1 protein-coding gene is annotated in these 10,293 nt (G+C 48.4%); it reads left to right on the forward strand.

Going from position 1 to position 10,293, the window contains the following annotated elements; all coding sequences use genetic code 11:
• Positions 1-353 precede the first annotated feature (353 nt).
• On the forward strand, positions 354-10,136 hold the full coding sequence (locus PN499_RS15455; RefSeq protein WP_334311690.1) for a PAS domain S-box protein: 9,783 nt from the start codon (positions 354-356) through the stop codon (positions 10,134-10,136).
• Positions 10,137-10,293 lie beyond the last annotated feature (157 nt).

The following is a 10,293-nucleotide window of genomic DNA, read 5'->3' on the forward strand; positions in this document are numbered from 1 at the left end:
CGCCTAGTCTCTGCGATTGCTTCGCTTCCCGCCACGCTTCGCTCGCGGCTTCGGCTTTTCGCAATGACGGATTATTACTAATAAAGGGGAGAATTAGTATTAGAAGTATTAGAATAATTTACCTTCCAGATAGTTTTTAGAGAATCAGCAGAATGAGGAAAGAGCGCTAGCTTACAGTTGCAAATTTTTCCTAACTGATTTCATTTACCAGGAAACTGTAAATAAATAATATAGAATGTAGTAGAGATAATTAAACTCTGCTCCTTCCTATGGCTGGTGCAGCGCTCCGCTATCAGTTCAGATTTTTAAGGCGAAGTTTTAAGGGAATAAACAACAATAAAACCCTATTAATCATGTTCATTCGTACTACGGCTCTCACTCCAGCAGAACTCAGGGCTGCGATCGTCCGCGAACCCTTAGTGGTTTCGCCTGATACAACGGTGATAGATGCGATCGCCCAGATGAGCGGGATGCGGGCTATCTGTGATACGGTCAGAAATGGGAATGGGCAACTCCATCTAGAAGCGCGATCGAGCTGCGTATTAGTGGCACAAGACGAGCAGTTGCTCGGTATTGTCACAGAGCGAGACATGGTGCGACTGAGCGCCCAGCAGCGTTCCTTAGAGCATTTGGCGATCGCGGAGGTGATGGCATCTCCAGTCGTCACCCTACGCGAGTCTGCCTTTACCGATATATTTTTAGCGATCGATCTGCTCCAGCAGCACCACATTCGCCATTTGCCCGTCACAGATGAGCAGGATCGGTTAGTGGGGATGATAACTCATGAAAGTCTGCGGCAAACCTCGCGCCCCGCAGACCTCTTAAGGTTGCGGCTGGTATCGGAAGTAATGACCAGTAAAGTCATTTGTGCCCCACCAGATAGTTCCATGCTGGCGATCGCTCAACTGATGGCAAACCACCGCGTCAGTTCCGTGATGATTGTGGAATCAAGTAGTAGCCCCACTGAACCTCTGCGAATACCGGTGGGAATTGTAACCGAGCGGGATATTGTACAATTTCAGGCCTTGGCCTTGAACCTGCAAACCAATCTAGCTCAGTCGGTAATGAGTACGCCGATTTTTGCTGTTAGAACCGACGATTCGCTCTGGACTGTGCAGCAGAAGATGGAGCAGCACTCAATCCGGCGGTTAGCAGTGACAGGGGAGCAGGGGGAGCTATTGGGCATCGTCACCCAGACCAGTTTACTGCAAGCCATCAACCCGCTAGAGATATACAAACTAGCGGAGATGTTGGAACAAAAAGTAGTGCGCCTAGAAACAGAGAAGGTGCAACTGCTGGAGAATCTCCTAGAGCAGCAAGTTGAAGCCCGCACAGCCGCTCTTAACACCAAGGTACAACGAGAGAAATTAGTAGCAGATCTCGCCGCGCAAATTAGATCCTCCCTGAGCCTGCAAACAATTTTGGATACAACCGTAGAGCAGGTGCGGCAAGTGCTCGGCTGCGAGCGCGTCAATATTTGGCAATTTGAAGCCGACTGGCAAACCATTGCCGTAGCAGAGTCTACCGACTCGTCCCTTTCTCTGCTCGGCGAACGGATCGACGATACCTGCTTTAAGCAAGAACAGGCTGAGATTTATCGCCAGGGACGGGTTCGCGTCGTAACGGATACCTCCACAACCGAAATGTCAGACTGTCATCGAGAGATGCTGATCCGCCTCCAGACACGAGCCAAAATTATCGTACCCCTGTTGTGTGGCGATGAGTTGTGGGGCTTGCTCAATGCCAGCGAAAGCCAACACGCCCGCGAGTGGCAACCAGAAGAAGTCGAACTGCTGCAAGCCTTATCATTGCATCTAGCGATCGCCCTTGGGCAAGCCACCACCCACCAAAAATTGCAGGAAGAACTGACGGAACGACAGCAAGCCGAAGCCCGCCTGCGAGAGAGCGAACAACGCTATGCTACCCTTGCTGCTGCGGCTCCAGTGGGGATTTTTCGCACCGACGATGCGGGGCTATGCACATATATCAACGATCGCTGCTTTGAGATCACCGGAATCGCACCAGAAACTCCCATTGGGATGGGATGGCAACAAGCGGTACACCCCGACGATCGCGATTGGGTCATCGCCGAATGGGAGCAATTCATCCAAGACCAACAGCCTTTTCAGCTCGAATATCGCTTTCAACGTCCCGACGGTGGAGTGACGTGGGTCTATGGGCAGTCCGTCGCCGAACGAGATGCCAATGGGGAAACGATCGGCTATTTGGGCACAGTTACAGATATTACCGATCGCAAACTTGCGGAAGCCCACCTCCAAGCAAGCGAAGAACGCTACGCCACCCTAGTCGAAGCAGCGCCAGTGGGGATTTTTCGCACCGATGCTGCGGGCAACTGCATCTATGTTAACGATCGTTGGTGTCAGATCAGCGGGCTTAACCCCAAAACCGCCGCTGGCAAAGGATGGCGACAAGGCCTACACCCTGACGATCGCGAGGCGATCGCCACTGAATGGCAGCAATCTATTCAGGAAGATCGTCCCTTCCAGCTCGAATACCGCTTTCAACGCTCCGACGGTGGGGTGACGTGGGTGTATGGGCAGTCTGTTGCCGAACTGGATGTAGAAGGGGAAGTAATTGGCTATGTAGGCACGGTGACAGATATTAGCGATCGCAAGCAAGTAGAAGTCGCCCTATCTCAACTAGCAGCTATTGTTGAGTCGTCTGCGGATGCCATCATCAGTAAGACTTTAGATGGCACGATCGTTAGCTGGAATAAAGGCGCAGAAAAACTATTTGGTTATCAGGCTCAGGAAGTTATTGGTCAATCGATACTCCTACTGATTCCCACTGCACTCAGAAATGAAGAATCATTCATTCTGGAAAAAATTCAGCAAGGAGAAGTCGTTCATCATTATGAAACTTTACGACAAAACAAAGAGGGAAAGTTAATTGATATTTCGTTAACAGTTTCTCCTATTAAAGATGCGACTGGAAAGATCGTTGGCGCATCAAAAATTGCTAGGGATATTAGCGATCGCAAACTTGCTGAAGCCGCCCTGATCCAGAGCGAAGCCCAAAGCCGAGCCTTAATTACTGCCATCCCCGACTTGATCATGCGGATCGATCGGGCAGGTATCTACCTTGAATTTGTCACCACATATTCTAACTTTCACGTACTGGGTAATTTGTCTGAGATCGTCGGCAGCCATGTGTCTGCCAGCCTGCCTCCCGAACAGGCACAAAAACGTATGGATTTTATCCAACGGGCGCTAGAAATGAATTCTATCCAGATTTACGAACAAGAACTCTACATTGAGGGCAAAAAACAAATCGAAGAAGTACGGATTGTCCCCTATAGCAAAGACGAAGTTTTAGCACTGGTACGAGATATTAGCGATCGCAAACAAGCCGAATTTGCCTTAGCAGCCAGCGAAGCCCGGAGTCGTGCCGTTTTAGCCGCCATTCCAGATCTCATGCTTCGGGTTGGAGCCGATCTGGTTTACCGCGAGCTCGTTAGTCCATATCGTGAGATTGCTATATTCCCTCAAGATTTTGAGATCGCGGGTCGGTCGATCGCTGAAGTATTGCCCACAGACTTGGCAAAACAACAGATTCACCAGTTGCAGCAGGCTTTGCAGACAGGGGAATTGCAAATCTACGAACAACAAGTCCAAGTGGGCGATCGCATCCAATATGAAGAAATCCGCATCATCAAGAGCGGCGACGATGAAGCCCTGTTTATGATTCGAGACATTAGCGATCGCAAACTTACCGAAGCCGCCCTGATCCAGAGCGAAGCCCAAAGCCGAGCCATATTAGCAGCAATTCCGGATTTCATGTTTCGCACTGATGCCAATGGTATCTATCAGGGGGGCGTGACACCCAATCGCGAGATCGACTTTCTCCCCGTAGATTTAGATACTGCTGGTTTAGCAATGGTGGACATCATGCCACCAGAAATTGCAGCCCGACATCTACACTACCTAAACCAAGCCTTACAGACAGGAGAGTTACAAGTTTACGAACAACAGGTACAGATTGGCGATCGCTTCCAAGATGAAGAAGTCAGAGTGGTCAAGAGCGGCGAAGATGAAGCCCTGTTTATGATTCGAGATATTAGCGATCGCAAACAGGCCGAGCGACAACTGCACCAACTCAACCAACAGCTAGAAGCCAAAGTCGCAGAACGCACCCAAGAGCTTTGGCAAGTCAACAGCCTGCAACGCGCTATCCTCGATGGTGCTGATTATTCCATCATCTCCACTGACCCCAATGGCATTATTCAGACCTTTAATGCTGGTGCTGAAAGGATGCTGGGTTACAGTGCCGCCGAAATGGTAGGCAAAGTCACCCCCGCAGGCCTCCACGATATCAACGAAGTCATCGATCGGGCAGCTTTGCTCTCTATTGAACTGGGGCAAAATATTCCTCCTGGCTTTGAGGTGTTTGTTGCCAAAGCCCGCCGAGGTATTGTCAGCGAAGAAGAATGGAGCTATATCCGCAAGGATGGGTATCGATTTCCTGTGTGGCTATCCATCACCGCCCTCAAAGATGTCAATCAGCAAATTATCGGCTTTTTAGGCATCGCCAAAGATATTAGCGATCGCAAACGAGCCGAAGCAGAACTACAAAAATTATCAGATCGTCTGGCATTGTCCCTCAAATCTGGGGCGATCGGTTGTTGGGAATGGGACATTGAACAGAACACCATCCTTGGGGATGAGCGGATGCACGAACTATTTAGGCTCGCAGAATCCTCTAATTCGCCTGTAGCCTACGAAATTTGGGCAAATAGGGTACATCCTGATGACCGCATCTCCATGGAAACATTGCTTCACCAAGCTGTCTTGAGACAGGCAGAATACGATACCGAGTATCGAATCGTCGATCCTGATGGCAGCATCCACTTTATTAAAGCCAATGGCGTGGTAATTCGAGATGCCCAAGGCAATCCCCATAGTATGTTTGGGATCAACTTTGATATTAGCGATCGCAAAGAAGCTGAACTCGAACGGCAAAAACTATCGGAACGTCTGGCCTTGTCCCTCAAATCTGCGGCGATTGGCTGTTGGGAATGGGACATTGTACAAAACGCCATCCTTTGGGATGAACGGATGTACGAACTCTATGGAGTCACGAAATCATCTGATTCCCCTGTGGTCTACGAAATTTGGGCAAACGGGCTGCATCCCGATGACCGCCTCTTCAACGAAACATTAATCCAGCAAGCCGTCTTAGGAGAGGCTGAATTTGATACTGAATTTCGAGTCGTGCATCCCGATGGCAGCATCCACTTTATTAAAGCTTATGGAGTGGTAGCACGAGATGCCCAAGGTAATCCTCAGAGCATGATTGGGGTTAACTTTGATATTAGCGATCGCAAACAAGCAGAAATCGAACGACAACAGTTAATTCAAGAACTCTCCGCTTTCAAACTCGCCCTCGATCATTCCGCTATTGTCGCCATTACCGATATAAAAGGAGTGATTACCTACGTTAACGATCGCTTCTGCGAAATTTCTGGCTACTCTCGCGATGAACTGCTCGGTCACACCCATGCCATGGTCAACTCTGGCTACCATTCCCCCGCTTTTTTCCAAGACCTGTGGGGCATCATTTCCAGCGGTCAAATTTGGCGCGGTGAAGTTTGCAATCGCACCAAAAACGGTGGTCTGTACTGGGTTGCTAGCACCATCGTCCCCTTTTTGGACGAAGGCGGACGACCTTTTCAGTATCTCGCTATTCGCTTCGACATTACCGCCCGCAAATTGGCGGAAGAAACGCTCCAGCAGGAAAATATTTTCCGTCAACAAATTGTAGAAAACATGGCAGAAGGGCTGTGCGTTTTCCATGAAATTGAGGAATTTCCCTTTATCCGCTTCACAGTCTGGAATCAGCAAATGCAAGCGATTACGGGTTACACCTTAGAAGAAATTAACCGTCTGGGATGGTACCAAACCTTATACCTGAATCCAGAAGCTCAAGAAGTGGCGATCGCTTGCCTGCTACAGATGCGAGAAGGGCAAAGCATCACCGCCCAGGAAAGGGAAATCCAGCGTCAAGATGGACAAAAACGCACTATCTCCATTTCCACGTCTGTTCTATCCAGCAAGGACGAACAGAATTATACACTCGCTCTGATTCAAGACATTACCGATCGCAAACAGACAGAGCAGGCTATGACTCAGCAACTAGCAGCCATTGAAGCAGCGATCGATGGCATTGGGATTATGCAAGGAGAGAGCTACCTCTATTTGAATCAAGCCCATCTAGAACTATTTGGCTACAAACAGCCTGAAGAACTCGTAGGCAAAACCTGGAAAGGTTTGTATTCCCCAGAGGAGTTAGAACGGTTTGAGCGGGAAGTCTTTCCCATGCTGGAACGCGATCGCGCTTGGCAAGGAGAGGCGATCGCCACCCGCAAAGATGGTTCTACTTTTGCTGAAGGGCTATCACTCACCCTCACTGACGATGGATTATTGATTTGTGTCTGTCGCGATATTAGCGATCGCAAACAAATAGAATCCCAATTAGCAGAGAGTGAAGCTAAATTCCGGCGATTGGTAGAAGACGGCAACGATGTAATTTGGTCATGTCAAACCGATGGCACACTTGTTTACCTCTCACCGCAATTCAAGACTATTTTTGGCTGGGATGAGAGTGAATGGATTGGAAAGCCATTTATAGATCTCGTGCATCCAGAAGATCGCCATTTAGTGGCTAGCGATCATAGGCAGAATCTCCAACTTGGTAAAAAGTCAAGTAATTCTGAGTTCCGACATCGCCACCGAGATGGCAATTATGTCTGGGTGAGAACCAGTGCCACACCCGTGCTTGATGCTGAAGGGGCATTAGTTAGTATCCAGGGAATTTTATCGGATATCAGCGATCGCAAACAAACTGAACTCGCCCTGCAAAGCAGTGAAATTCGCTTCCGCCGAGTCTTTGATTCGAGTGTAGTCGGCATGGTATTTGCCGATTTCCAAGGACACATTATCGATGCCAACGATCGCTTCTTACAAATGGTTGGCTACACCAAAGAGGAACTTGATGCGGGAACGATCCATTGGGATGCAATGACCCCACCCAAATATGTCCCCGCTGATATTGCTGCAATGGAATACCTGATGGAGCATGGTGCGATCGCTCCTTGGGAAAAAGAATACTACCGTAAGGATGGTAGCCGGATTTCTGTTCTGATCGGAGCCGCACTCCTTCCCGGTTCAGAGGATCAAACCATTTGTGTATTAGTAGATATCAGCGATCGCAAACAGGCTGAGAAGGCTTTGCAGGAATCGCAGCAGTTTTTGCAAACGGTACTCGATACAATCCCCCTGCCCTTATTTTGGAAAAATCGAGATTCTGTCTTTTTAGGATGCAATCATCAGTTAGCTAAAAGCCTAAACTTGACTTTGACCACCGAGATTATTGGTAAAACTGATTTCGATCTTTCACCAATAGAAGCCCAGGCGATCGCCTATCGTGCCAGCGATCGGCGCGTGATGGAATCTGGTGAAGGTGATTTAGGGATCGAAGAAACCTTGATCCTACCCAGTGGCGAACAAAGATTGATTGAAACCCACAAAGCCCCCCTGCTCGACTGGGCAGATAATGTTATTGGTGTGGTAGGGATGTTTCAAGATATCACCGATCGCAAACAAGCCGAGCAAATTATTCAACAACAGGCCCAGCGAGAAACGCTACTACGAGAAATAACTGGGCGAATCCGAAAATCCCTAGATTTACAGACTATTTTTGAGACTGCTACTGAGGAAATTCGTCGATTTTTGCAAGCAGATCGAGTTGGCATTTTCAAGTTTAATCGTGATTCTGGCTTCAATGATGGTGAGTTCGTCTCTGAATCTGTAGACCCAGAATTTATGTCAGTCCTAAAAATCAGAGTTCACGATCGCTGTTTCGGCGAACAGTTTTCCGAACTATATCAACAAGGGCGAATTCAAGCTACCGATGATATTCAGAATGCCACTTTATCAGATTGCCACAAGGATATTTTATCACAGTTTCAGGTACGGGCAAACTTGATCCTGCCCTTGCTGGGCGGAAAAGAATTATGGGGCTTACTCTGCATTCACCAATGTTCAAGTCCGCGACATTGGCAACCGACGGAAATTAACTTTATTCAGGAAATTACCAACCAGTTAGCGATCGCCATTCAGCAAGCTGACCTCTACGAACAAGTGCAATCGGAATTAGTCATCCGCCAACAAGCAGAAGAAGCGATCGCTTTACAATTACAAAGGCAGCGAACTTTAGGAGAGATCGTCCAGCAAATTCGCGAATCATTGGATATTAAGCAAATTTTGGCGACTGTGACCCAGCAAGTCAAAGAAATCTTGGGAGGCGATCGCGCTATTGTGTTCCGGGTATTTGGCGATGGCAGAGGTCGAATTGTCGAAGAAGCTGTATCTAGTGAGTTGCCGATACTCAAAGATCGCCACTGGGATAATGAAGTCTGGTCTCCAGAAATCCTGGAATGCTACTGGCAAGGCAAACCCCGCATCGTCCCCGATGTGATGACCGATATCTGGACAAATTGCTTGGTAGAATACTCCCTCGCAGGTCAAATTCAGTCCAAAATCGTTGCACCTATCCTGCAAGAAGTACGCAGTAGCGAAAACAACCGCTGGATTTCTCCTGGGGAAACTAACAAGCTTTGGGGGGTGTTAGTCGTTCATGCTTGCGGAGAAAAACGAGTATGGCAAGAGTCAGAAGCGCAACTCTTACAACAAATTGCTAACCAGTTAGCGATCGCTATTCAGCAAGCTAGTTTATTTGAGCAGTTGCAGCAAGAACTGATCGAAAGACAACAAGCCCAACAGCAAATCACCGAGCGCAACCAACAACTCGCCATATCTAACGAAGAACTTGCCCGCGCCACCCGCCTCAAAGACGAGTTTCTTGCCAACATGAGCCACGAACTTCGCACTCCTCTGAACGCGATTTTGGGTATGACTGAAGGGCTACAAGAGGGAGTTTTTGGCATCGTCAACGACCCCCAAATCAAAGCTTTAGAAACTATTGAGCGCAGTGGCACTCACTTGTTAGAGTTAATCAACGACATTTTAGATGTCGCCAAAATTGAATCCGGTCAAATGGAACTGGAATATACCTCAGTTTCCATCAGTCGTCTTTGTCAATCCAGTCTGGCATTTATCAAACAACAAGCTCTGAAAAAACGCCTTCAGCTAGAGATTAAACTACCAGCCAATGTACCCGACTTATTAATTGATGAACGCCGCATCCGCCAAGTATTAATTAACCTGCTCAATAACGCCGTCAAATTCACCCCAGAGGGAGGACGCATCACCCTAGAAGTTAGTCATCAAAGGCGGGCAACAGTTCTAGCCGCCTTCCCACTCAAGGGGATAACTAAAGTCAGGGTATATCAGACCCCATTCGAGCAGGAATTGGGTCTAAAATCCCAGGAACAGGGGTTGGAGATCAAGGATTATCTGCGAATTGCCATCATAGATACAGGCATCGGCATTGCCCCAGAAAATATCAACAAACTGTTCCAGCCTTTTATCCAAATCGATAGCGCCCTTAACCGCCAATATGATGGGACAGGCTTGGGGCTTGCCTTGGTCAAACGGATTGTGGAACTGCACGGTGGGCAGGTGGGGCTAACAAGTAAGGTGGGGTCTGGAAGTTGCTTTACAATCGACCTTCCCAGCACTGCCGGTGCGCTATTCTCTGCTGACCCATCCTCTGCTGAGCTATCCTCTTTTGAGGGAGAATCCCAGAGCTCATCTTCCCTCAAACCCAACGAAGCCCAACAGAAAGCATCGCCTTTAATTTTGCTAGCAGAGGATAACGAAGCTAATATCAGTACAGTTTCCAGTTACCTGAAAGCTAAAGGCTATCGCATTGTCTTAGCAAAAAATGGAGAGGAAGCGATCGCCTTGGCTAAGTCGGAAAACCCTAATCTAATTCTTATGGACATTCAAATGCCGGGGATGGATGGTCTAGAAGCTATGCAGCAAATCCGTCTCGATCCTAGCTTGGTGAAGGTGCCGATAATAGCACTGACGGCCTTAGCGATGAGTAGCGATCGCGATCGTTGTCTGGCTGCGGGGGCCAATGATTACATTAGCAAACCCGTTAAGTTGAAGCAATTGGCAGCTACTATTCAACAACTTTTAGCTCCTCAATAACGATCCTCCGATCGTAGGGGTTAGTTGTTAGTTATAGCGATCGCCACAACGCTTAGGACACTAGCTTATTGCCCAAACTATTGACTCTCTTCCCCTTCTTTCCCATCCTCCCCATCTCCCCCTCTTCCCCTCTTCCCCTAGCCCCTAGCCCCTAGCC

This window comes from Kamptonema animale CS-326, from assembly GCF_028330895.1.
Taxonomy (GTDB): domain Bacteria; phylum Cyanobacteriota; class Cyanobacteriia; order Cyanobacteriales; family Microcoleaceae; genus Kamptonema; species Kamptonema formosum.

Excerpts from the sequence above, each read along its gene's own strand:
- PN499_RS15455 (WP_334311690.1), top strand. The coding sequence starts at position 354 with ATGTTCATTCGTACTACGGCTCTCACTCCAGCAGAACTCAGGGCTGCG.